Below are 23,680 nucleotides of genomic sequence, written 5' to 3'. Positions count from 1 at the left end.
GCATATCGTTTCCAAGAGCGGACGAGGACGTCCGCGCTCCCAGGAAGAAATCCATGCCCTTCAAGATGCCCCGCGCCGCCTATGCCGACATGTTCGGGCCCACCGTCGGCGACAAGGTCCGCCTCGCCGATACCGATCTCGTGGTCGAGGTCGAGAAGGACTTCACCCTTTACGGCGAGGAGGTGAAGTTCGGCGGCGGCAAGGTGATCCGCGACGGCATGGGCCAGGCCCAGACCACGCGGGCGCAGGGCGCGGTCGATACCGTGATCACCAACGCCCTGATCATCGACCACACCGGCATCATCAAGGCCGACATCGGCATCAAGGACGGGCGCATCGTCGGCATCGGCAAGGCTGGCAATCCCGACGTGCAGCCCGGTGTCACCATCATCGTCGGTCCGGGCACCGAGGCGATCGCGGGCGAGGGGAAGATCGTCACCGCCGGCGGCATCGACACTCATATCCACTACATCGCGCCCCAGCAGATCGACGAGGCGCTGATGTCTGGCGTCACCACCATGCTGGGCGGCGGCACGGGACCGGCGACCGGCACCAACGCCACCACCTGCACACCCGGGCCCTGGCACCTGGAGCGCATGCTTCAGGCGGCCGAGGCCTTCCCGATGAACCTCGCCTTCTCGGGGAAGGGCAACGCGGCGCTGCCTGCGGGACTTATCGAGCAGATCGAGGCGGGCGCCTGTGCACTGAAGCTGCATGAGGACTGGGGCACCACGCCGGGCGCCATCGACAATTGCCTCAGCGTCGCCGACGACTACGACGTGCAGGTGATGATCCACACCGACACGCTGAACGAATCCGGCTTCGTCGAGGACACGATCGCCGCCTTCAAGGGGCGCACCATCCACGCCTTCCACACGGAAGGAGCAGGTGGGGGACACGCCCCCGACATCATCAAGGTCGCGGGCCTTGCCAATGTCCTACCCTCCTCGACCAACCCGACGCGGCCCTACACGGTGAACACGCTGGAAGAGCATCTGGACATGCTCATGGTCTGCCACCATCTCGATCCGTCCATCCCCGAGGACATCGCCTTCGCCGAAAGCCGCATCCGCAAGGAAACCATCGCGGCCGAGGACATCCTGCACGACATGGGGGCGCTCTCGATCATCGCGTCGGACAGCCAGGCGATGGGGCGCGTCGGCGAGGTGATCATCCGCACCTTCCAGACTGCCCACAAGATGAAGGTGCAGCGCGGGCGTCTCTCCGAGGACGGAGCCGGCAACGACAATTTCCGCGTCAAGCGCTACATCGCCAAGGTGACGATCAACCCCGCCATCGCGCATGGGCTCGATGCCCATATCGGCTCCGTCGAACTGGGCAAGCTTGCCGATCTCGTGGTGTGGTCGCCGGCCTTCTTCGGCGTGAAGCCGGACCTCATCATCAAGCTCGGCACCATCGCGGCGGCCGCCATGGGCGACCCCAACGCCTCCATCCCGACCCCCCAGCCGGTGCATTACCGCCCGATGTTCGGCGGCTTCGGCCGCTCCATCGTCAAGAGCGCCGTGACTTTCGTCAGCCAGGCCTCGCTCGATGCCGGCATCGGCGAGCGCTACGGGCTTTCGAAGACACTGCTGCCGGTGAAGAACACGCGCGGGGGTATCTCCAAGGCCTCGATGATCCACAATGGCGCCACGCCGAACATCGAGGTCGATCCCGAGACCTACGAGGTCCGGGCCGACGGGGAACTGCTGACCTGCAAGCCGGCGGAAAGCCTGCCGATGGCGCAGCGCTATTTCCTGTTTTGACCGGAAGCGCGGACTTCCAGTCCGCGCTTGGAAACCATACGCCCAAGGGGTAGGAAGAGCGGACGCGCGACATTCATCTTCGATTGAATGTCGCTGTGCTGTCCGCGCTCCAGGGAAATTCCATGCTCAACGCCCATTCCTTCGTTCCGGCCGCCAAGGTCGACGCCAAGGCCATCGCCGATACGGTCGTGCTGACTTTCGAGGACCGCCGCCGCCGCCGGGGCGTGATCCAGACCGTGGCCGGGCTCGACATCCTGGTCGACCTGCCGGAGGCGCCGGCTCTTGCGCATGGCGACGCCTATGAGCTGGAAGATGGCCGCCTGATCGAGATCGTGGCCGAGGCCGAGCCGCTGCTCGAGGTGAAGGGCCGCGATCCCCTGCACCAGATGCGGCTCGCCTGGCATCTCGGCAATCGCCACCTGGAAACCGAGATCGGGCCTAAATGGCTGCGCATCCGCCAGGACCACGTCATTGCGGACATGCTCAAGGGGTTGGGCGCCAGGGTGGTGGAGATCGAGGGGCCGTTCCAGCCGGAGGGCGGGGCCTATCATCATGATCACGCCGCGGACAATCACGCCCAGGACAGCCATGGCCATCACGCCCATGACCATTCTTCCCACGCGCATCACGGGCACGACCATGGCCACCACCATGACCATGATCATCACCACCACGATCACGATCATCACCATGCTCACGCCCATGACGAGGCGTGCGGCTGCGGCCATGAGCACTCTCACGAGCATGACCATGATCACAGGCACGGCCATGAGCACCACCATGACAAGCACCACCACGGCAAGCACGGTCACGACTGATCGATGACGATGGATGGTTCCGCCGGCGTCGCGCGCCTGATCCTGTGGTTTTCTCCTTCCTTTCCTACCGGCGCCTTCAGCTTCTCGCACGGCCTGGAATGGGCGGTGGAAGCGGAGGATGTGCAGGACCGCGCTTCCCTTCAGGCCTGGATCGACGGCCTCCTGCGCCATGGCGCAGGCTGGTCGGATGCGGTGCTGATCGCCGCGGTCCACCGGGCGACGCTCGCGGGCGACGATGCGGCTTTGGCCGAAGCGGCCGAGCTCGCCCTCGCACTGCAGCCCTCGCAGGAGCGCCGGCTGGAAGCGACCGTGCAGGGCGAGGCCTTCCTCAAGGCGGTGGAGACCGGCTGGAGCCACGTCCTCATCACGCATTTTCGCCAGATGTGGAGGGAGCCCGTCTCCTTGCCCGTGGCGGTGGGGGTCTCGGCTGCCGCCAACGCCATCCCGGCGCATGAGGCGATTCCGGCCTACCTCACCGGCCTCGCCGCCAATCTCGTTTCCTCCGCCATCCGCCTGGCGCCGATCGGACAGAGCGACGGATTGAGGGTGCTGTCGGCCCTGGAGCCGGCGATCGCCGAACTCGCCGTCCGGGCCGAGACGGCGACCCTGGATGATCTTGGCGGCTGCGCGATCCGGTCCGATATCGCCTCGATGCGGCATGAGACCCAGGCGACGCGATTGTTCAGGTCATGAGCTCGGAGGGAGCGCGGTTCCCTCGCGGGTTCGCGTTGAGGCCTTATTGGCACGGCATGAAATTTGCTCGCCGGGATCCATTGTCCCTGCGTTCGAAGGTGAGGAAAGCACGATGGCGAAATCGAAACATGGTCCGCTGCGAGTGGGTGTCGGCGGACCGGTCGGCTCCGGCAAGACGGCGCTGATGGACGCGCTGTGCAAGAGCCTGCGCCTGAAATACGACATTGCCGCCATCACCAACGACATCTACACCAAGGAGGACGCGGAGTTTCTCACCCGTTCGGGAGCGCTCGAACCGGAGCGCATCATGGGCGTGGAGACAGGCGGCTGTCCCCATACCGCCATCCGTGAGGACGCATCGGCCAACCTCGCCGCCGTCGCCGAGATGAACCGCCGGTTCCCGGATCTCGACGTCATCCTGATCGAATCGGGTGGTGACAATCTCGCTGCTTCCTTCTCGCCGGAGCTGGCCGATCTCACGATCTACGTCATCGATGTTTCAGCCGGCGACAAGATCCCTCGCAAGGGCGGGCCGGGTGTGACGCGCTCCGATCTTCTCGTCATCAACAAGATCGATCTGGCGCCGCTGGTCGGCGCGAGCCTCGAGGTGATGGACCGGGACTCCACGATGATGCGCAAGGGCCGGCCGCATGTCTTCACCAATGTGCGCGCGGGCGATGGCGTGCAGGCCGTGGAGGATTTCATTCTCAGCCGTGGAGGGCTCGCCGTACAGGCGGCATGAGAAGCCTCGCCCAGGAGCCGTAACGGCGCGTTTCACCGTCCGATTGAATCGCGAACGCCGTCACGCCAAGGCTGTGCCCGCGGAACTCCGGCTCGATGGAAACATTAAACGCTCCGGCAAGGCACGGGGCTCGATGCCGTCAGGTTCGAGTCCTGACCCCGGCATCATTGCGATGCGCTCTTCGCCGCCACGCTTTTCTCGACCTCCGGGGCGAGCACCGCAATGCCCAAGGCCGAGGTTCCCTCAGTGCCGGCCGTCGAGATCCTTGATCGCCGTCGCGCGCTCCTCGATGCCTCCGGCCAGCAGGTGGACATGCACCTCGCTGGCGCCGGCAGCCGCGGCGGCGCGCAGGATCGCGGCCAGATCCTCGCCACCCCGGCCCGCCTCGCCGATCCACACGCAAGCGCCGCTGCGTCCTTCAACCGCGATCATCACCGCATCGACATAGTCGGGGCACTGGTCGATCGGATAGACCGAGACGAGGTAGGATCTGCCGGAAGCTCCGACCCAGCGGCGAAAGCGCGACGCTGCGTGCGGTGCCTCGCGGCCCAGGGCGGCGAGGGGAGCGCAGAGCCGATTCTCGGCATTCGAAGAATGAGAACGAATCGCGACCTGTGTCATGGAACAAAGTTAGAACATCGGACTCGCGAGCGTCAAGCGATTCTGGTTTGTTCCTGCCTGGCATGGCCTTGGGCTTCGACCAGCAGCCGGTCGGACGCGGCTTCGATACCGGTCTGCAGCCGATCGAAGAATACGGTCTTGTCCAGGCCGGGCGGGATGGGCGGCAGGATTTCCATCACGAGATTGCCGGGCCGCCGAATGAACTGGCGCCGGGGCCAGAAATAGCCGGAGTTGAGCGCGATGGGCACGCAGGGCACGCCGAACTCGTTGTAGAGATAGACCACGCCGAATTTGTAGGCCGGTTCCGCGCCCGGTGGCCGGCGTGTGCCTTCCGGAAAGATGATGATCTGGCGGCCCTTGGCGAGCTGGGCGGCGCCATCGGCGTGCATCTGCTTCATCGCTTTGGAACGCGCGCCGCGATCGACGGCGATCATCTCGGCCTTGGCGGCGAGCCAGCCGAAGAGCGGCAGCCACATCAATTCACGTTTGAGGACGTAGGAGGGGTCGTCGAAGACCAGGAACATCGCGAACGTGTCCCAGACCGACTGGTGCTTGGCGGCGACCAGCACCCCTCCGGGGGGCACGTTTTCACGTCCGCGGATTTCGCAGGTAATGCCGGCGAGCGTACGCATAAGGAAGAAGTTCACCCGCGCCCAGGCTCTGACGATCCTCAGCAGCGCGCCGCGCGGCAACAGGAGCGAAGGTAGTGCGCAGATCATCCAGAGGACGATGTTGATATAGTAGACCAGATTGAACAGCAGCGAGCGCAGGAAAATCATGAGCCGGAATCATTCGAGAGCGGACAAGGCTCGCTATAGCAGATGCAGGCGGGGAAAGCGTGGGTGAAGGCCCGCCGCATCGAGCCGCTCGTCAAGACGCGGCACCACGCTGCAACGAGACAGCCGATTCCGGCAGAAGGCTCACTCCGCCCGCGCCACCCTTTCGAAGGTCGATCGTTCCACCCGGACGCCGAAGGTCGCGCTCGCATATTTCACATATTCTGAAACCAGGAGGCGGATGCTGTTGGGGTCGGTCCACCAGGCGTCGAGCTTGAGATTGGGCGAGATCACGGGATAGGCGATCAGGGTGGTGTCCGGCAGCACGCGGCGCAGTTCCAACATCGAGCGCGGCATGTGGTAGTTCGAGGTCACCACGATGATGGACTTGAACTGCTTGTCGTGTACCCAGCGCGCCGTTTCCAGGGCGTTGCCGACGGTGTTCAGGGCATTGCGGTCGATGTCGACACAGCAGTCGACGATCTCGGCGCCACCCGCAGTGTGGCCGGAGAGCGCCTCGGGGCTGGTCGCCTTGTTGACGCCCGTGATGAGGAGGCGCTTCGCCCGTCCCTCGGTGAGGAGGTCGAACGCTTCACTGATGCGGTCCGATCCGCCGGTGAGGGCGATCACGCCGTCCGCCCGTACGGTCGGGCTCGGCGCCTCCGCCTGCAGCGTCGAGACGAAATAGGCAAAGTCCGTGACCACCGCCGCGGTGAGGAAGAGCAGGCAGGCGCCGGTGATCTCCAGCAGCCAGCGCAGCCAGTGGCGAGAGCGGTGCGGCGGTTGCTCCGCCATGGACGGAGATACCGGATGAGCTGCCGCTGCCTGCCGCATGGGACCTGCCCGCCTTGCCTTGTCACGGAAGAAATTCTTGCGCACCCCTTGGGCGAAAATGGGGTCGGCGGGTCGAGTATGAAGCGGAATGGGCGCGGAGCCCTGCCAGACACTCATGGATTCCTCTGTTCTATACCTGGCCTCTGAGAACGCGGTGGACCGTCATCCTGGAAGTCACGCCCGTGATGACGGCGATGAGAACGACTGCCGCGACGATGGCTGCATAGCCGCGCCAATCCATGCTGAAGGAACCGAACAGGGCCTGCATCTGGTCGCCCGTCGCGGTCGCGGTGAAGCGGGTGGCGGCGAGATGGGCGCCGATGAAGGTGAGGACGGCGGCACCGCCGCCGATGAGGCCCCCCTTGAGGCCGAGCCAGAGGAAGTGGCGCTGGAACTCGTTGGCGATGAAACTGTCATGGGCGCCGACGAAGTGAAGCACCTCCACCACATCCTTGTTGCCGGCCATGGCCCCGCGGGTGGCGAACACCACCGAGAGCGCCGTGGCGACGATCATCAGGATGAGGACGGCGATCCCGGCAAGCACCATCGCCTGCGCCATGGCGGCGAGGCGCGCGATCCAGAAGCGGTGGTCATCCAGGCTGGCGCCGACCACACTGTCGGCGAGCGTCTTGCGCAGCGTGGCGAAGTCGGGCAGCGCGCCCGGCGTGATCTTCACCACGATCAGCCGCGGGATCGGCAGGTCGCTCATGTCGAGCCCCTCGCCGAGCCAGGGCACGAGCAGCCGCTCGGTCTCCTCCCGGGAATAGACCTCCACGTCGGCGATGCCGTCGGTCGCGCGGGCCGCGACCACGGCCTTGGCGATCTCCGCCTCGATGTCGTGCCCCTCGACCGGCCGGACTTGGATGGTGACCTCGCGCGCGACCTGCGAGCCCCAGTCGGAAGCGGCGGCGGCGACCAGCAGCACGCAGCCCGCGGTGAGGGCGGCGAGGTAAGTCATGATCGCCACCACGGCCATCAGCGAGCGGCCGGCGATCGAACCGGACGGCACGATCGGAGCCGATGGGCGAATCAGGGTTTCCGCCCGCCGCGCGAGCGGTCGCTGCCCCGAGTGCTGGCCGTTATGGTCCGTCATGACCATGATGCGGGCTCCTGCACCGTGACGTGACCATCCTCAAGGCGCAGGCGCCGGGCCGGGAAGAGCTCCATGAGGCTCTCGTCATGGGTGGCGATCACCACCGAGGTGCCCGAGCGGTTGAGCTCGATGAACAGGCGCAGCAGCCTGCGGGCGAGCGCGGGATCGACATTGCCCGTCGGCTCGTCGGCCAGCAGCAGTTCCGGGCGCACGATCAGGGCGCGGGCGATGGCCGCGCGCTGCTTCTCTCCGCCCGACAGCACCGGCGGCAGCACATGCATGCGCTCACCGAGCCCCACCCAGTGCAGCAACTCCACCACCTCGGCACGGTAGCGCGCCTCGTCCTGGCCCTGCACCCGCAAGGGCAGGGCGATGTTCTCATAGGTGGTGAGATGGTCGAGCAGGCGGAAGTCCTGGAAGACGATGCCGATGCGTCGCCGCGTCTCCGCGAGGTCGTGCTTGGAGAGCGTCATCACGTCGCGATCGAACATATGGACGAGGCCGCGCGTGGGCTTCAACGTCAGGAAGAGCAGGCGCAGCAGCGTCGTCTTGCCGGCGCCCGAAGGCCCGGTAAGGAACTGGAACGAGTTTGCGGGGACGTCGAAACTGACGTCGCGCAGCACTTCCGGGCCCATCCCGTAGCGCAATCCCACATTCTCGAACCGGACCAAGTCTTGAGTCTCCCCGCATCGGGAGCACTCTGCAGAGGCGGCGGTTAACGAGGTATTAACGTTAACGAAATGACAACGAATTTAACCTGGGAACGCCAGCCTCTTCTCTCCTGTCCGGCGCGCCGGACGCCAGGGTGGCGTTCACCTTCCCAACCGCCAGCCATCGAGGTTTCCAGGATCGTCGATCGGCGATCGACAATCCTGTGCCACGCTCTTGCCCCGCAAAGCCTATGGACAGGGGGACTGCGGCCCCTTCGCCCCATTGTACCCCGCGCACTCCTGCGTCTATGCTGGACGGACAGGAAGAGGGGTTCGATGACTGCCACGCGTAAAATCAAAGTACTGTTCGACGCAGAGACGATCGCCGAGCGCAATACCGCGCTTGTGGAGGAGATCAAGGCCCGCAAGCTCGAAAATCTTCTCGTGGTCGCCGTGCTGAAGGGCTCCTTCGTTTTCGCCGCCGACCTCCTTCGCGCCATGCACAAGGCGGGCATGTCGCCCGAGGTCGAGTTCGTGCATCTTTCGAGCTACCGCGAGTCCACCGTTTCCTCGGGCACGGTGACCATTCTCCACGATGTCGAGAGCGACGTGCGCGGGCGCAGCATCCTGCTGGTGGACGACATTCTCGAATCCGGCCGTACCCTTGCCTTCGCAAAGGATCTCCTGATGGCGCGCGGTGCCAAGGAGGTGCTGAGCTGCGTGCTTCTGGAGAAGCCAGGCAAGTCCGCCGTGCAGATCCACGCCGATTTCGTCGGCTTCGAATGCCCCGACCTCTTCGTCGTGGGCTACGGCATGGACGTGGCGCATTCCTATCGCGAACTGCCCTTTGTGGGCGTGGTCGAGAAGTAGCGCCTTGATCCCGCCTGACCACGCATGCAAAGAGGCGGCCTGATGGCGCCGTCAGCGCCGGGAGGAACCATGTCTGGTCTGTTGGGCGCCCACAGCGCCCGTTTTCTGTTTCGCGACGACAAGGGCAGCATAGACAGGGCGAGCTGGTGGCGTGCCATGGTGGTGCTGGTGGTCGCGCTGGCTGCCCTGGGCGCACTGGTGTTCGGGCTCGACGATTTCCTGCCCAAGACGCCCGAAGCCGCGGAGGCTTTGGTCAATGAAGCGGCCCAGACCCACAACCGTTTCCTTTCGGTGCCTTACTACGTCTCGCTTCTCGTGATCGACATCAGCTATGTGCTCATGGTGCTGGCTTCGGTCTGCATCTACTTCGTCGGCGCCAAGCGCTGCAACGATCTCGGCAAGCCCGCGCAGATGGCCCTGATCCTGCCCGCCGTCGCGTATTTCCAGGTCTTCTCGCCGATTCTCAGCGACCAGATCCTCCCGGTCTACGGCCGCTGGATCGTTTCCGCCGTCGTGCTCGGCATCGTGGCCTGGCAGGTCTACCTGCTCGGCTTCGTGAAAGGGAAACTCTGAGAAGGGCAGGGGTGCCGGCGTATCACCGGAACCCGTGCCACTTGCTGCAAGATGTTATTTGCAGGCATTGCCGAGCGCGCTGGTCAGCTCGAGCTTCGAGCCGGCCTTGACCTTGACCTTGGGCATCACGCAGGAGACGCCTTCGTCCGGCGCTTCGATGCGCAGGTCCCAGACGCCGTCGGCGAGGCCGGAGATCACGTAGCTCTTGCCACTGTCGAGCGAGCCCTCGGGAGCACCTTCCATGAGGTTCTGTCCCCAGGCCTTCTTGCCGGGTGCCGAGGCATAGAGCTCGTCGATCGGTACGCCGCTGTTGTTGTGGACGGTGGTTTCGCTGGCTAGAGCGGGGGCGGCAGACAGCACGATGGCGGCAACTGCAATATGGATCTTCATCCTGGACCTTTCCTTGATGGTGGTGCTGGCGAGGTGGCCGCTCGGGCGACCCGCCAGTGCGTTCGCGGGATAGGATGCAGGAATTAGGGATAGCTTAGAGAAGGCTGCAGGCCAGGGATCCGGCACTCGCAGGTTGTGGCGTCATATCGCCTCACCGCCTCAGCGCTTTCCGCCCCGTCCGGGGAACAGCTTCCTCAGCAGCCTGCGGACGGTCGCGGGGTTGGTGTGGTGGCGGAAGGCCGCCAGGATAAGCTGGTCGAATGTCGGTCTCGCCGGGCGCCAGAGCGACATGGGCACGGGCTCACCCAGGTCCGGGAGCAGCTTGCCGACGAGGCACGCTATGAAGGCTGTAGCGACCATGTGGCGGTCCTTCCGAGATAGTCGATCCATCCGAAAACTTGCGAGCCAGGCTAGCGGTCGAATCGTCCATCCGCCGTGCGGCACGGCACACGACAGTAGTCCCGTATCGTGATGGCCGGGTGACGTCCCGCCACAAAGCAAAACCCCGGCCGAGAGGGCCGGGGTTGCACGCCTGTCGAACAGGAGGGGACTTAGAACAGGCCTTCGATGAGGCCTTCCTGGTTGAGGCGGATGACCTCGGCCGAGGGAACCCGCGGGAGGCCGGGCATCGTCATGATCTCGCCGCAGATCACCACGAGGAAGCCTGCGCCCGCGGACAGGCGCACTTCCCTGATCGGCACGACATGGTCGACCGGCGCGCCGCGATGGTTGGGATCGGTGGAGAAGGAATACTGCGTCTTGGCGACGCAGATCGGCAGGTGGCCATACCCGGCCGCCTCGATGTCCTTGAACTGATCGCGCACCTTCTGGTCGGCGATGATGTCGGAGGCGCGGTAGATCTCCTTGGCGATGGTCTTCATCTTCTCCCAGAGCGGCATGTCGTCCGGGTAGAGCACGCGGAAGCCGCGGCCGTCGAGCGGGTGCGGCGCTTCGGCCAGCGCCACCACGCGCCTGGCCAGTTCCTCGGTGCCCTTCGAGCCTTCGGCCCAGTGGCTGCAGACCACCGCGTCGACGCCAAACTGCTCCTTGCAGACGGCGCGGATCAGTTCATGCTCGGCAGGGGTGTCGGCGATGAAGTGGTTGATGCCCACAATGGCCGAGACGCCGAATTTGCGTACGTTCTCGACGTGGCGGCCGAGATTGGCGAGACCCTTCTTCAGTGCCTCCAGGTTCTCCTTGCCGAGTTGGTCCTTCGGCACGCCGCCATGCATCTTGAGGGCGCGCACGGTAGCGACGATCACCACGGCGGCCGGCGTGAGGCCTGCCTTGCGGCATTTGATGTCGAAGAACTTCTCGGCACCGAGATCGGCGCCGAAGCCGGCTTCCGTCACCACGTAGTCGGCGAGCTTGAGGCCGGCCTGGGTGGCCGAGACTGAGTTGCAGCCATGGGCGATGTTGGCGAAGGGGCCGCCATGCACGAAGGCGGGGTTGCCTTCCAGGGTCTGCACCAGGTTCGGCTTCAGCGCATCCTTGAGGAGAACGGTCATGGCGCCGGAGGCCTTGATGTCGGCGGCGGTTATCGGCTTCTTGTCGCGGGTATAGGCGACGATCATCTTGCCGAGGCGCGCCTCGAGGTCGGCCAGGTCCTTGGCGAGGCAGAACACCGCCATCACTTCGGAAGCCACGGTGATGTCGAATCCGTCCTCGCGCGGGAAGCCGTTGGAGACACCGCCGAGCGAGGAGTTGACGGAACGAAGCGCCCGGTCGTTCATGTCGAGCACGCGGCGCCAGGCCACCCGGCGCGTGTCGATGCCCAGCGAGTTGCCCCAATAGATGTGGTTGTCGATCATCGCCGCCAGCAGGTTGTGGGCGGAGGTGATGGCGTGGAAGTCGCCGGTGAAGTGCAGGTTGATCTGCTCCATCGGCACGATCTGGGCATAGCCGCCGCCGGCCGCGCCGCCCTTGACGCCGAAGCAGGGACCCAGCGAAGGCTCGCGCAGGCAGATCATCGTCTTCTTGCCGATGCGGGCAAGGCCGTCGCCGAGGCCCACGGTGGTGGTGGTCTTGCCTTCGCCGGCAGGGGTCGGATTGATGGCGGTGACCAGGATCAGCTTGCCGTCCGGGCGTTCAGCCAAGCCGGGGATCTTGTCGAGATCGATCTTGGCGATGTGCTTGCCATAGGGCTCAAAGGCCTCATCGGGAATGCCGGCTTTCTCGGCAATCTGCTCGATGCGCTGCATCTTGGCCTGACGCGCGATTTCAATGTCGCTCAGTGGCTTCTTCGGATCTTGGGCCATATGTTTCCCCGGGGTGTTTTTGTTCAGGTGAGTTGAGACATATTTTCACGGTAATGAAAATAAATTTCTTCACAGTGGACTTATTCTTGCCATTGAAGGTCCCGGAAGAAGTAGGAATGTCCTGAATACGACAGGGCGTCGTATGTTAGATAGGTAACGCATCGGTATCGAATCCGCTTGTCCGAAAACGTCACAGGATGTGTCGCCCTTGCGACGGGCGATGGGTCCAGTTCGGAGATGCGGTGCTCGACGGCGCGTTTCCGGGCACGTGGCTGTGCACGATGCCTATCGCCCCTGTGACATTGTGGCGGAACCGTGTAATAGGCCCCACCGTTGACGCAGTGCGCCATCGGTTCCATCAATGGGGCGCCGGGAAAGAGGCAACCGCATTACCGGGCATAACGCCCCCAGACGGAAATCATCATCCCAGTTCCAAACGGAGTTGCCCGCATGGGGCTCGTAAGCGCGGTCGAAGCAGGCGAAGAGGCCGCTCACAAGCACACCGGCGGTTTTGCAGCCTTGACGCTCGGTTCCATCGGGGTCGTCTACGGCGACATCGGCACGAGTCCGCTCTACGCCTTTCGCGAAGCCGCCCATGCCGCAACGCAGGGCGGGGAGAACGTCACGCCCACCGCCATATTGGGCGTGATCTCGCTGATCCTGTGGGCGCTGATCATCGTCGTCACCCTCAAATATGTCCTGCTGCTCCTGCGTGCCGACAACAAGGGAGAGGGCGGAACGCTGACGCTGATGGCGCTGGCCCAGAGGGCGCTCGGCCGCTCGGGCATGCCGATCGTGTTCCTCGGCATCGTCGGTGCCTCGATGTTCTATGGCGACGCCATGATCACGCCGGCGGTCTCCGTTTTGTCTGCCGTCGAAGGCCTGAAGCTGGTGGCGCCAGATTTCAGCGGCTTTGTCGTGCCGACCACGATCGCGATCATCGTGCTCCTGTTCATGGTGCAGAGCCACGGCACGGCGCGCGTGGGCGCCCTGTTCGGCCCGATCATGGCGCTATGGTTCGTGCTGATCGGCGTGATCGGCTTCATCAACTTTCTCAGCCATCCCGGCATCATCGCCGCCGTCAATCCCGTCTATGCAGCCGACTTCCTGCTCACGCACGGCCATATCGGCTTCGTGACGCTGGGCGCCGTCTTCCTGGCCGTTACGGGCGGCGAGGCCCTCTATGCCGATCTCGGTCATTTCGGGCGAAAACCGATCCAGACCGCCTGGCTCTGCCTGGTCCTGCCCGCGCTCGCCTTCAACTATCTCGGCCAGGGCGCGCTGGTGCTCAACGATTTCAGCGCCCTCGAGAATCCGTTCTATCGGCTGGTGCCGGCCTCGCCTCTCTTCCTCATTCCCATGGTGGTGATGGCGACGATCGCCACCATCATCGCCAGCCAGGCGGTGATCACCGGTACCTTCTCCCTGACCCGCCAGGCGGTGCAACTCGGCCTCCTGCCGCGCGTGAAGATCTCCCATACGTCGGAGCTTCAATCGGGCCAGATCTTCATCGCCCAGGTCAACGGAATCCTGCTCGCCGGCGTGGTGCTGCTGGTGCTGGTATTCGAGAGTTCCTCGCGGCTCGCCTCGGCCTATGGCATCGCCGTCACCACCACCATGGTGGTCGATGCGATCCTCGCCTTCGTGGTTATCTGGCGTGTCTGGCTATGGAAGCCATGGGCCGCGGCGGCGATCATCCTGCCCTTCCTGTGCATCGACGCGATCTTCCTCGGCGCCAATCTCCTGAAGCTGTTCGAGGGAGCGTGGCTGCCCATCCTGATCGCCTTCGCGCTGATCACGTTGATGGTGACCTGGCGCCGCGGCACCCGCATGGTGCTCGACAAGACGCGCCGGACCGAAGTGCCGCTGATGACCATCGTCAAGAGCCTGGAAAAGGGCTCGGTCATGCGGGTTCCGGGCATTGCGATCTTCCTTACGTCCGATCCCGACTATGCGCCCACCGCCATGCTGCACAGCCTGAAGCACTACAAGGCATTGCACGAGAAGGTGGCGATCCTCACCATCGAGACGACCGACGATCCGGTGGTGCCCGGCGGCGGGCGGGTGTCGATCGAGCAGGTTTCCGGCACCTTCACCAAGATGCGCGTGCAGTTCGGCTATATGGAGAGCCCCAACGTGCCGCGGGCGCTGGCGCTTTGCCGCAAGGCTGGATGGTCCTTCGACATCATGGCCACCTCCTTCTTCCTGTCGCGCCGCCATCTGCGGGCGGGAACCCATCCAACGATGTGGCGTTGGCAGCGTCGGCTCTACATGATCCTCGCCCGCAACGCAGACGATGCCAGCGACTACTTCTCCATCCCTTCGAACAGGGTCGTGGAGATCGGCACGCAGGTGCTGATCTGATATCCGGTATGAGGATCTGCGGGACGCCAGGGCACCGTCCGTTCTGCCCAGCCCCGCGAAATTCGCCGGTCAGGTCAGCGTAGCGTTAATGGAACACCCCTTTGCCGATATCGCGGAACAGTGTATGAGGCCGCGCCTGCTGCACCGCACCCACGGTCCGGTCGCGGCATGTTTGAGATTGACTGAATCCAAGATCGACTGAATCCACGCGAGATATCGTCAGTCCGCCGGGCTCATCTGACCTGCCCGATCCCAACGTCATCCAACGGAGGCCCGCTATGGGGCTCATGACCGCCGCTGACAGCGGCGAAGAAAGCAGCGACCACGGTCACGGCGGCGGCTTCTGGGCGCTGACCCTGGGGTCGATCGGTGTCGTCTATGGCGATATCGGCACCAGTCCCCTCTACGCTTTCCGAGAAGCGCTGCACGCGGCCACCAGCGGCGGAACAAATATGAGCCAGGAGGCCGTGCTGGGCGTCGTCTCGCTTATCCTCTGGGCCCTGATCGTCATCGTCACGCTGAAATATGTGCTGCTGCTCCTGCGCGCCGACAACAAGGGCGAGGGCGGAACCCTCACGCTCATGGCACTGGCCCAGCGCGCTCTCGGGCGTTCCGGCACCACCCTGCTCGTCCTCGGCACCATCGGCGCGGCCATGTTCTACGGCGATGCGATCCTCACGCCCGCCGTCTCCGTCCTGTCGGCCGTCGAGGGCATGAAGCTGGTGACGCCCGCCCTCGATGAGTTCGTGGTCCTTATCACAGTCGTGATCATCCTTGGCCTCTTCCTGGTGCAGAGCCACGGGACGGCAAGGGTTGGCGCCTTCTTCGGCCCCATCATGGTGGTGTGGTTCGCGGTGATGGGGCTTGCGGGCCTGTGGCACATCAAGGACGCGCCGGTGGTGCTCGCAGCCTTCAACCCCTGGCATGCGGTCGCCTTCATGCTCAGCCACGGCCATATCGGCTTCGTCGCGCTCGGCGCGGTGTTCCTCGCCGTCACCGGCGCCGAGGCGCTCTATGCCGATCTGGGCCATTTCGGCCGCAAGCCGATCCAGATGGCGTGGATGGTGCTGGTACTGCCGTCGCTCGCCCTGAACTATCTCGGCCAGGGCGCGCTGGTGCTCAAGAGCCCGACGCCGGCAATCCTCGACAATCCCTTCTACATGATGGTGCCACAGAACCCGCTGTTCCTGGTACCCATGGTCGTCCTGGCCACCATCGCCACCATCATCGCCAGCCAGGCGGTAATCACCGGGGCCTATTCCCTGACGCGCCAGGCGATCCAGCTCGGCCTGCTGCCGCGCATGAAAGTGCTGCACACCTCCGAGCACCAGTCCGGCCAGATCTACATCGCGCAGGTCAACACCATCCTGCTCATCGGCGTGCTCATTCTCGTCCTGGCCTTCGAAAGCTCCTCGCGCCTGGCGTCCGCCTACGGCATCGCCGTCACCACCACCATGGTGGTCACCGCCATGATGGCCTTCCTCGTGATCTGGAAGGTCTGGCGCTGGTCCATGGTGGCGGCAGGCCTCATCATCGCGCCCTTCCTGCTGATCGATCTCGTCTTTCTCTCGGCCAACCTGCTCAAGGTGTTCGACGGCGGCTGGGTGCCCCTGATGATCGCAGGCGCTCTCATGGTGGTGATGATCACCTGGCGCGTGGGCACCCGCATGGTGCTCGACAAGACGCGCCGGACCGAAGTGCCGCTGATGACCATCGTCAAGAGCATCGAGAAGGGTTCGATCACCCGTGTGCCGGGCACCGCGATCTTCCTGACCTCGGATCCTGACTATACGCCCACCGCCCTGCTGCACAGCCTCAAGCACTACAAGGCATTGCATGAAAAGGTGGCGATCCTCACCATCCAGACCACGGACGAGCCCACGGTCGCCGGCGGCGGGCGGATCACGATGGAGGAAGTCTCGGCCTCCTTCACCAAGATGCGGGTGCAGTTCGGCTACATGGAGAGCCCCAACGTGCCGCGGGCGCTGGCGCTCTGCCGCAAGGCCGGCTGGTCCTTCGACATCATGGACACGTCGTTCTTCCTGTCCCGCCGGCACCTTCGCGGCGGCGCCAAGCCGACGATGTGGCGCTGGCAGCGCCGGCTCTACATGATCCTCGCCCGCAATGCGGATGACGCCAGCGACTACTTCTCCATCCCTTCGAACCGGGTCGTGGAGATCGGGACGCAGGTTCTGATGTAAGCGGTCACGAACCGGATTGTCGATCACCGATCGACAATCACGCAAACGGCCGCATCTGCCGGCTGGCAAGAGGGCGCTCGGTGATCGCTCCTCATTGCCTGGTGCGCTTTGTCCGTAAGACCAGCGCTCGACGGACGAGCGCATCCCGCTTCCATTCAATATTCCTGGCGCGTCGGGGTGATCGTCAGTTCCTGCAGGATGACGTTCTGCGGCATCTGGTAGGCGAACAGGATGGTGTTGGCGACGTCATCCGGAGAGATGGCGCCCACCGCGTCCTTGCCGGCCTGCCAGAAATCGCGTGCGTTGGCATTATGCATGGTGCCGGATATCTCCGATTCAGTCAGGCCGGGCGATACCACGATGACCCGCACGTCGTGGGGGGCCATGCTGCGCCGCGCCCCTTCGGTGACGCCGTGCACGAAGTATTTCGTACCGCCATACACGTCATGGTACGGATAGGACTTGCGCCCGGCGATCGAGGATATGTTGATGATCGTGCCGTGGCGGCGTTCCTTCATGGCCGGCATCAGCGAATGCATGCAGTTGAGGACGCCGAGGCAGTTGATGTCGAGGAGATCGCGCCATTCGGCCGGGTCCTGCTCCTCCACGCGCGAGAGCGCGGCGATGCCGGCATTGTTGACAAGGCAATCCACCGGTCCGTGGACGGCCTCACCCTTGCCAACGGCCGCGACAACGGCTTCTCGGTCGCGGACATCCACCGAGAGACAGACGCTGTCGGGCAGGCCGAGGCCTTCCAGCACATCGAGCCGCCGGCCGAGCAGGAGAAGGGGATAGCCGGCCTTGGAGAAGGCCTGCGCGGAAGCCTTGCCGATTCCCGTTCCCGCGCCCGTTATCATCACCAGCGGCTTCGTCGCCATCACCAGTCCTCCCGCATTTCATCCCATCACGGAGCAGTTTGTCTGCTCTCGCAACAAATCTGGCGCAGCTTGGGCGGGCAAGTCAACCGGGATGTCGGGCGACGGCCAGTCCGGAACGGCGGAGTGGTGCTCAAGTTCCCGTCGCCAGGATCGTGATGGGTGTCGCCATCCAATGGGTGACCGGACTGACCTCGATCCGCATGCATGGATGGGCATGCAAGTCCAGCGTCCCTCTACGCCGGCGTCGAAAGCTTCATCATCACCAGGCCCGCCACGATCAGCACGGCCGCCGCGATCCGCATCGCATTGGCTTCCTCGCCGAGGACGAGCACACCGACCACGAAGGCGCCCACGGCGCCGATGCCGGTCCAGATCATGTAGGCTGTGCCGAGTGGCAGAGACTTCATCGAGACCGACAGGAGCACGAAGCTCGCTGTCACCGTCACCAGCGTGATGACGGTGGGCACGATCCGGCTGAAGCCGTTGGACTGCTTCATGTAGAAGGCCCAGACCACTTCCAGGATACCGGCGACGATCAGAAACACCCAGGCCATGCGGCCCTCCTCTCAAAGGGCCGGGCCGTCCCGGACATCGAACCCTGGCGGGCGAAGGACGTGGCCTCCTGGAGCGCAGCTTTAGGGTATTCGTGCGCCGATTGGAAGGCGTGAGGTCCGACACTCGGCCGGCGCGCCCATCAAGGTGCGAATTCCTTCAGGTCGAGCGTTCCCGTTACGCCGATCGCCTCGAAATGCCGGTCGAGGAAGCGCCGGGCGGCCCGACGGCCGTGGTCGCGCAGGAACAGCAGGAACTCCCATTCGGTGTTGAGCTTCGAGGACGCATCGAGATCGTCGCGCTCGCCGAGCGCAATGCGATGCATGCGGATGTCGTGCAGGCTGTCGCTGCCCTGCGCGCGCCGCTGCATGAGCGCGATGGCGCGCAGTTCGCCATGGAGAGAGGCGTTGAAGGTGATCTCGTTGAGGCGGTTGGCGATGCTGCCGGCCGTTTCCGGCACCGCGCGCACCAGCACGGGGTTGATCTGGACGAGAATGGTGTCGTCGGGCGTGGTGCAGTCGAGCAGGGGGAAGAGGGCGGGATTGCCGAGATAGCCGCCATCCCAGTAGTACTCCCCGTCGATCTCCACCGCCTGGAAGATCTGGGGCAGGCAGGCGGAAGCCATTATGGCGTCGGCGCTGAGTTCGGCATTCCTGAAGACGCGGATGTCGCCGGTCCGCACATTGGTGGCGGCGATGAAAAGCTGAATCTGCCGGCTCGCGCGCAGCCTGTCGAAGGGGATGATGCGCGCGAGAAAATCGCGCAACGGATTGAGGTTGAGCGGATTGGAGTCGTAGGGGCTGAAGAGGCGGGTCCAACTCTGGAGCAGGGCGAGGCCGGGTGAATCGGCCAGCGACCAGCCTCCCATGAACCGCTCCAGCACGGGTCGGCGGATGGGCGAGAGCCGGCCTTCGAGGCTGATCTCGCGCCAGAAGCTCTCCAACTGTCTCCGCGCGCCTTCCGTCCCGCCATCGAGATGGCCGGCCGCAAGGGCGACGGCATTCATCGCCCCCGCGCTCGTGCCGGTTATCGCCTGCACGTCGAGGCGTCCATCCTCCAGGATGGCGTCGAGCACGCCCCAGGTGAAGGCGCCGTGGGCTCCGCCGCCCTGCAGCGCCAGGCTGACGGGCTTGGCGCTCATGCCGCTGTCCAGCCGCCATCCATCGACATGTTGGCGCCGGTGATGTTGGCGGCGGCGTCGGAGCACAGGAACACGGCCATGGCGGCGACCTCCTCGATGGTGACGAATTCCTTGGTTGGCTGGGCAGCGAGGAGCACGTCGTTCTTGACCTGCTCCTCCGTCATGTTGCGCGCCTTCATGGTGTCCGGGATCTGCTTCTCCACCAGCGGCGTCCACACATAGCCGGGCGAGATGGCATTGCAGGTGATCTTCTGGCGGGCGACCTCGAGCGCGACCGTCTTGGTCAACCCTGCTATGCCGTGCTTGGCCGCGACATAGGCCGACTTGTAGGGCGAGGCGACCAGCGAATGGGCGGAAGCCGTGTTGATGATGCGGCCCCAGCCTCGTCTCTTCATGCCTGGCAGGGCAGCCTTGATGGCGTAGAAGGCGGCCATGAGGTTGAGCCGGATGATCGCCTCCCATTTGTCGTCGGGAAACTCATCGATGGGGGATACGTACTGGATGCCTGCATTGTTGACGAGGATGTCCAGGCTGCCGAAGGCAGCCTCCGCATCGGCTATCAGCGCCTTGACTGCGGCCGGTTCCATCAGGTTGGTCGGCGAGAACATCACCTTCACGCCCGACTCTGCGGCGATATCGGCGCGGATCTTCTCGACCTCGCCGGCATCGCCCAGGCCGTTGAGCATGACGTCGACGCCTTCGCGAGCCAGTGCCCGGGCAATGCCGAGGCCGATACCCGAGGTCGAGCCGGTCACGACGGCAGCCTTGCTCTTGAGCATGATCAATCCTTCCAACGCCGGGCGACGCCGGCCGCGCAGATGTGCCTCAAGGGGAGCGGAGGGCCCGATGCTCCGTTCGCGCAGAGGCAGTCGCGTGATGTTTTCGACAATCCGAATATTGCACCGCATCACCATACGGTGAAAGTGGCGCAGGTGTGACATAGAGCGTCGTGCTCATGCAAAGCATTTGCACATTTCATTGATTGTATGTTCAATCAATAAAGTATCTAGACGCTTGCCGCGAGACCGGAACAGCCGGCCGTGGCGGGCGAGGCGGCATGGGCTCCGTAGCGTCATCCAGCGCTGCGAATTAAGGGGACAATGACCGCCTTTCGTGCTGAATTGTCATGGGGATTCCGCTTCGTGACAAGAGTTTGATCCGCCAAGAGGGGTCTGAGGGGTATACAACAAGGTTGGGTCGGGCCAGCGCCCGGTTACAATCTACGTCGTTTTCCGGGAGAATATGAAATGACGGGTTTTGCTAAGATTTTTGCGATAGCTGCGTTGACCGTGGGGGTCACGACATCAGCTGCGCTGGCAGGCGATCCAGAGGCCTGCAAGACGGTCAAGTTCTCGGATGTCGGCTGGACGGACATCACCTCGACCACCGCGATCGCCTCGCGAATCCTGCAGGGCCTGGGCTACACGCCCACCACCACCGTTCTCAGCGTTCCCGTTACCTATGCTTCGATGAAGAGCAAGGACATCGACGTGTTCCTGGGCAACTGGCAGCCGAGCATGGAAAACGACCGCAAGGCCTACATCGAGGACAAGTCCGTCATCGAGGTCGCCGCCAATCTGCCGGAAGGCGCCAAGTATACGCTGGCGGTGCCCCAGTACACCTACGACAAGGGCCTGAAGGACTTCGGCGACATCACCAAGTTCAAGGACTCGCTGCAGGGCAAGATCTACGGCATCGAGCCCGGCAATGACGGCAATCGCCTTGTGCAGAGCCTGATCGACGGCAACAAGGACGGCCTCAAGGAGTTCCAGCTCGTCGAGTCGTCCGAGCAGGGCATGCTTGCCCAGGTGCAGGGCGCGGTCGCCCGCAACGAGGACATCGTCTTCCTCGGCTGGGCGCCCCATCCGATGAACGTCAACTTCAAGATCCAGTATCTGACGGGCGGCGATGACACGTTCGGGCCGAACTTCGGTGCCGCCAAGGTCTACACCAACGAGCGTGCCGGCTGGTCTCAGGACTGCCCCAATGCGGGTAAGTTCGTCGCCAACCTGAAGTTCACCGTGGATCTCGAAAACCAGGTGATGCAGATGATCACCGGTGACGGCATGGACGGCCCGGCCGCGGCCGAGAAATATCTCAAGGCCAATCCTGGCGTGCTCGACGCCTGGCTTGCGGGCGTCACCACCTTCGACGGCCAGCCCGGCCTCGACGCAGTCAAGAAGAGCCTTGGCCTCTGATACGGGCAGAGCGGGGAAGGGCATGCTGCCCTTCCCTCGGCCTCGCGCCCCCGACCCACGTCGCGGGCCAGACCGTACCGGTTGCCGGCGAAATGCCCATCCAGGCGCCTGGCAAGGGACCGGTGTAAGAAGCGTTGATCGAGACACATGCCCGGCAAGGGCGGGACCCGATCATGCCTTATTATCGTAGCATGCGGGGGACGTAATGTTCGAATGGGTTACGAACTACAAGCTGCCGTTCGGCACGCTGATGCAGCAGATCATCGTATTTCTGCAGAAATACTGTACGACATGGCTGTTCGATCCGCTGCGCATCGCCATCGAATTCCTCGTCAACGGCACCTCCGCGGTCCTGACCTACCCCCCGCCGATCGTCGTCATCCTGCTCGTGATGGCCTTTGCATGGTGGCGCCTGCGGTCCTGGGAACTCTGCCTCTTCGTGCTGCTGGGTTCGCTCTTCATCTGGAACCAGGGCTACTGGGTCAACACGATGAAGACCGTGTCGCTCGTGGCCTGGTCCGCGGCCGTCGCCATGGCGATCGGCATCCCCCTCGGCGTGATGGCGGCGCACCGGCCCAAGCTTTACCATTTCCTGCATCCCATCCTTGACATGATGCAGACGCTGCCGACCCTGGTCTATCTCATTCCCATGGTCGCCCTCTTCCGCCTCGGCGCCGCGCCCGGCCTGATCGCCACCCTGATCTTCGCCTTGCCCGCTCCCGTGCGCCTGACCTATCTCGGCATTACCTCGACACCGACGGCGCTTAAGGAGGCGGGTGAGTCCTTCGGCTCCACGAAGCACCAGCTGCTATGGAAGGTCGAACTGCCCCATGCGCTGCCCACCATCATGGCGGGCGTCACGCAGTGCATCATGCTCAGCCTCTCCATGGTCGTCATCGCCGGTCTGGTCGGCGCCGAGGGCCTCGGAGTCGACGTCGTGCGCGCCATGGGCCAGTTCAACATTCCGCGTGGCTTCGAGGCGGGCGCCTGCATCGTTATCCTGGCGATCATGCTGGACCGCCTCTGCCGTGTGAAGGGAGCGCACTGATGAACGTCGCAGTCGATTTCAAGAATGTCGATATCATCTTCGGCGCCAAGCAGGCCGAGGCCCTGAAGATGCTCGATGCCGGTGCGACCCGCGCCGAGATCCTGGAGAAGACGGGCTCGGTGCTGGGCTGCGCCGACGGCAACCTCACGGTGAAGGAAGGCGAGATCAGCGTGCTGATGGGCCTATCCGGTTCCGGCAAGTCCACCCTGATGCGTGCCGTCAACGGCCTCAACAAGGTCACGCGCGGCTCCGTGTTGGTGAAGTCGGGCGACAGGATGGTGGATGTCGTGTCCTGCAACCCCGCTACGCTCCGCCAGGTCCGCCAGGGCGCGGTCGCCATGGTCTTCCAGCAGTTCGGCCTGCTGCCCTGGCGGACGGTGGCGGAGAATGTCGGCTTTGGGCTGGAACTCGCCGGCGTGCCGGAGGCCGAGCGCAAGGCCAGGGTGGACAAGCAGCTCAAGCTCGTCCATCTCGACCAGTGGGCTCACAAATTTGCCCATGAACTTTCGGGCGGCATGCAGCAGCGCGTGGGCCTTGCCCGCGCCTTCGCCACGGAGGCCCCGATCCTGCTGATGGACGAGCCCTTCTCGGCGCTTGACCCCCTGATCCGCACCAAGCTGCAGGACGAACTGCTGCAGCTGCAGAAGGAACTGAAGAAGACCATCATCTTCGTCAGCCACGATCTCGAGGAGGCCCTCAAGATCGGCAACACCATCACCATCCTGGAGAGCGGACGCATCGTACAGTCGGGCCGGCCCGAGGACATCGTGCTGCGTCCGGCCAACGACTACGTGCAGGAGTTCATCGCCAATGTGAACCCGCTCAGCGTGCTCACCGCCTGGCATGTCATGCGCGACGCCCGCGATCTCGAAAAGGGCGAGGATGGCTGGATCTGGCTCGACAGCCGCAAGACCACGCGCTTCAAGGTCGATGCCAACGGGCAGGTGCTGGCGGCCGAGCGGGACGGCGTGCGCGGTGCCTGGGTCCATTGCTCCGAGTGCGAGACGCCTGTACCCGATGGCGAGCGCCCCTGCTATTGGGCGAGCCCCGGCACCTCACTCAAGACGGTGATGCTGGCCATGCATAACGCCGACACCGCTCCCGTCGCGCTGTTCGACGAGAACAATCGCTTCGTGGGCGCCATCGGTGTCAAGGACGTGTTGCAGGCCGTGCTGCGCAAGCAGGATGCGGCGGCGTAAATTCCTTTCCGGCGG

General features: G+C 64.3%; 23 protein-coding genes. 11 read left to right on the top strand and 12 right to left on the bottom strand.

Going from position 1 to position 23,680, the window contains the following annotated elements; all coding sequences use genetic code 11:
* Nucleotides 1–53: 53 nt before the first annotated feature.
* The 4 genes from ureC to ureG all read left to right on the top strand — a co-directional run bounded on the left by ureC (nt 54) and on the right by ureG (nt 4,019).
* On the top strand, nt 54–1,766 hold the full coding sequence (gene ureC, locus AC6H34_RS07980) for an urease subunit alpha (protein WP_448150491.1): 1,713 nt from the start codon (nt 54–56) through the stop codon (nt 1,764–1,766).
* A 122-nt stretch (nt 1,767–1,888) separates the two neighbouring features.
* On the top strand, nt 1,889–2,584 hold the full coding sequence (locus AC6H34_RS07975; RefSeq protein WP_448150492.1) for an urease accessory protein UreE: 696 nt from the start codon (nt 1,889–1,891) through the stop codon (nt 2,582–2,584).
* 3 nt (nt 2,585–2,587) lie between these two features.
* Complete coding sequence (locus AC6H34_RS07970) at nt 2,588–3,277, top strand: urease accessory protein UreF (RefSeq protein WP_497538429.1); 690 nt, start codon at nt 2,588–2,590, stop codon at nt 3,275–3,277.
* A 112-nt stretch (nt 3,278–3,389) separates the two neighbouring features.
* On the top strand, nt 3,390–4,019 hold the full coding sequence (gene ureG, locus AC6H34_RS07965) for an urease accessory protein UreG (RefSeq protein WP_448150494.1): 630 nt from the start codon (nt 3,390–3,392) through the stop codon (nt 4,017–4,019).
* Between the two features lie 243 nt (nt 4,020–4,262).
* On the opposite strand, the gene AC6H34_RS07960 is transcribed toward ureG, so the two are convergent.
* From AC6H34_RS07960 to ftsE, 5 genes are all read right to left on the bottom strand, one after another.
* Nucleotides 4,263–4,640, bottom strand: coding sequence for a hypothetical protein (locus tag AC6H34_RS07960; protein ID WP_497538428.1), 378 nt, complete (start codon nt 4,638–4,640; stop codon nt 4,263–4,265).
* 32 nt (nt 4,641–4,672) lie between these two features.
* The gene (locus AC6H34_RS07955; protein WP_448150496.1) at nt 4,673–5,419 is read right to left on the bottom strand and encodes a lysophospholipid acyltransferase family protein; all 747 of its coding nucleotides are present in this window, start codon (nt 5,417–5,419) and stop codon (nt 4,673–4,675) included.
* 141 nt (nt 5,420–5,560) lie between these two features.
* Nucleotides 5,561–6,211, bottom strand: coding sequence for a YdcF family protein (locus tag AC6H34_RS07950; RefSeq protein ID WP_448150497.1), 651 nt, complete (start codon nt 6,209–6,211; stop codon nt 5,561–5,563).
* 169 nt (nt 6,212–6,380) lie between these two features.
* Nucleotides 6,381–7,349, bottom strand: coding sequence for a cell division protein FtsX (locus tag AC6H34_RS07945; protein WP_448150498.1), 969 nt, complete (start codon nt 7,347–7,349; stop codon nt 6,381–6,383).
* Entirely contained in the window at nt 7,340–8,014 is a 675-nt protein-coding gene (ftsE, locus tag AC6H34_RS07940; protein ID WP_448150499.1) for a cell division ATP-binding protein FtsE, read from the bottom strand. Before ftsE ends, AC6H34_RS07945 begins: the two co-directional genes overlap by 10 nt.
* 315 nt (nt 8,015–8,329) lie before the next feature.
* Between ftsE and hpt the strand changes: the two genes are divergently transcribed.
* Both hpt and AC6H34_RS07930 read left to right on the top strand, forming a co-directional pair.
* Complete coding sequence (gene hpt / locus AC6H34_RS07935) at nt 8,330–8,863, top strand: hypoxanthine phosphoribosyltransferase (protein WP_448150500.1); 534 nt, start codon at nt 8,330–8,332, stop codon at nt 8,861–8,863.
* A 69-nt stretch (nt 8,864–8,932) separates the two neighbouring features.
* On the top strand, nt 8,933–9,436 hold the full coding sequence (locus tag AC6H34_RS07930) for a hypothetical protein (protein WP_497538427.1): 504 nt from the start codon (nt 8,933–8,935) through the stop codon (nt 9,434–9,436).
* A 54-nt stretch (nt 9,437–9,490) separates the two neighbouring features.
* Here the strand turns inward: AC6H34_RS07930 and AC6H34_RS07925 are convergent, their stop codons facing one another.
* From AC6H34_RS07925 to AC6H34_RS07915, 3 genes are all read right to left on the bottom strand, one after another.
* A complete protein-coding gene (locus tag AC6H34_RS07925; protein ID WP_497538426.1) occupies nt 9,491–9,826 on the bottom strand; it encodes a hypothetical protein in 336 nt (111 codons plus the stop codon).
* A 159-nt stretch (nt 9,827–9,985) separates the two neighbouring features.
* Entirely contained in the window at nt 9,986–10,186 is a 201-nt protein-coding gene (locus AC6H34_RS07920) for a hypothetical protein (RefSeq protein ID WP_448150502.1), read from the bottom strand.
* Nucleotides 10,187–10,377: 191 nt separating this feature from the next.
* Nucleotides 10,378–12,084, bottom strand: coding sequence for a formate--tetrahydrofolate ligase (locus tag AC6H34_RS07915; RefSeq protein WP_448150503.1), 1,707 nt, complete (start codon nt 12,082–12,084; stop codon nt 10,378–10,380).
* Between the two features lie 450 nt (nt 12,085–12,534).
* On the opposite strand from AC6H34_RS07915, the gene AC6H34_RS07910 reads away from it, so the two are divergent.
* Entirely contained in the window at nt 12,535–14,448 is a 1,914-nt protein-coding gene (locus AC6H34_RS07910; protein ID WP_497538425.1) for a potassium transporter Kup, read from the top strand.
* A gap of 278 nt (nt 14,449–14,726) precedes the next feature.
* Complete coding sequence (locus AC6H34_RS07905; protein ID WP_448150505.1) at nt 14,727–16,649, top strand: potassium transporter Kup; 1,923 nt, start codon at nt 14,727–14,729, stop codon at nt 16,647–16,649.
* Nucleotides 16,650–16,804: 155 nt separating this feature from the next.
* On the opposite strand, the gene AC6H34_RS07900 is transcribed toward AC6H34_RS07905, so the two are convergent.
* From AC6H34_RS07900 to AC6H34_RS07885, 4 genes are all read right to left on the bottom strand, one after another.
* On the bottom strand, nt 16,805–17,530 hold the full coding sequence (locus AC6H34_RS07900) for an SDR family oxidoreductase (protein ID WP_497538424.1): 726 nt from the start codon (nt 17,528–17,530) through the stop codon (nt 16,805–16,807).
* A 230-nt stretch (nt 17,531–17,760) separates the two neighbouring features.
* Nucleotides 17,761–18,081 (bottom strand): DMT family transporter, encoded by a 321-nt coding sequence (locus tag AC6H34_RS07895; protein WP_448150507.1) that lies wholly within the window; start codon nt 18,079–18,081, stop codon nt 17,761–17,763.
* A 140-nt stretch (nt 18,082–18,221) separates the two neighbouring features.
* Entirely contained in the window at nt 18,222–19,220 is a 999-nt protein-coding gene (locus tag AC6H34_RS07890; RefSeq protein WP_497538423.1) for a patatin-like phospholipase family protein, read from the bottom strand.
* The gene (locus AC6H34_RS07885; protein ID WP_497538422.1) at nt 19,217–19,999 is read right to left on the bottom strand and encodes a 3-hydroxybutyrate dehydrogenase; all 783 of its coding nucleotides are present in this window, start codon (nt 19,997–19,999) and stop codon (nt 19,217–19,219) included. Before AC6H34_RS07885 ends, AC6H34_RS07890 begins: the two co-directional genes overlap by 4 nt.
* 468 nt (nt 20,000–20,467) lie before the next feature.
* On the opposite strand from AC6H34_RS07885, the gene AC6H34_RS07880 reads away from it, so the two are divergent.
* The 3 genes from AC6H34_RS07880 to choV all read left to right on the top strand — a co-directional run bounded on the left by AC6H34_RS07880 (nt 20,468) and on the right by choV (nt 23,665).
* Entirely contained in the window at nt 20,468–21,418 is a 951-nt protein-coding gene (locus AC6H34_RS07880; RefSeq protein WP_448150510.1) for a choline ABC transporter substrate-binding protein, read from the top strand.
* Between the two features lie 205 nt (nt 21,419–21,623).
* Entirely contained in the window at nt 21,624–22,466 is an 843-nt protein-coding gene (choW, locus tag AC6H34_RS07875; RefSeq protein WP_448150511.1) for a choline ABC transporter permease subunit, read from the top strand.
* A complete protein-coding gene (gene choV, locus AC6H34_RS07870) occupies nt 22,466–23,665 on the top strand; it encodes a choline ABC transporter ATP-binding protein (RefSeq protein ID WP_448150512.1) in 1,200 nt (399 codons plus the stop codon). The genes choW and choV overlap by 1 nt, the downstream gene beginning before the upstream one ends.
* The last annotated feature ends 15 nt before the right edge of the window (nt 23,666–23,680 follow it).

This window comes from Labrys sp. ALF-8, assembly GCF_059699065.1.
Note: the sequence above shows the minus strand (reverse complement) of the source record. Positions and strands in the feature narration are given on the sequence as shown.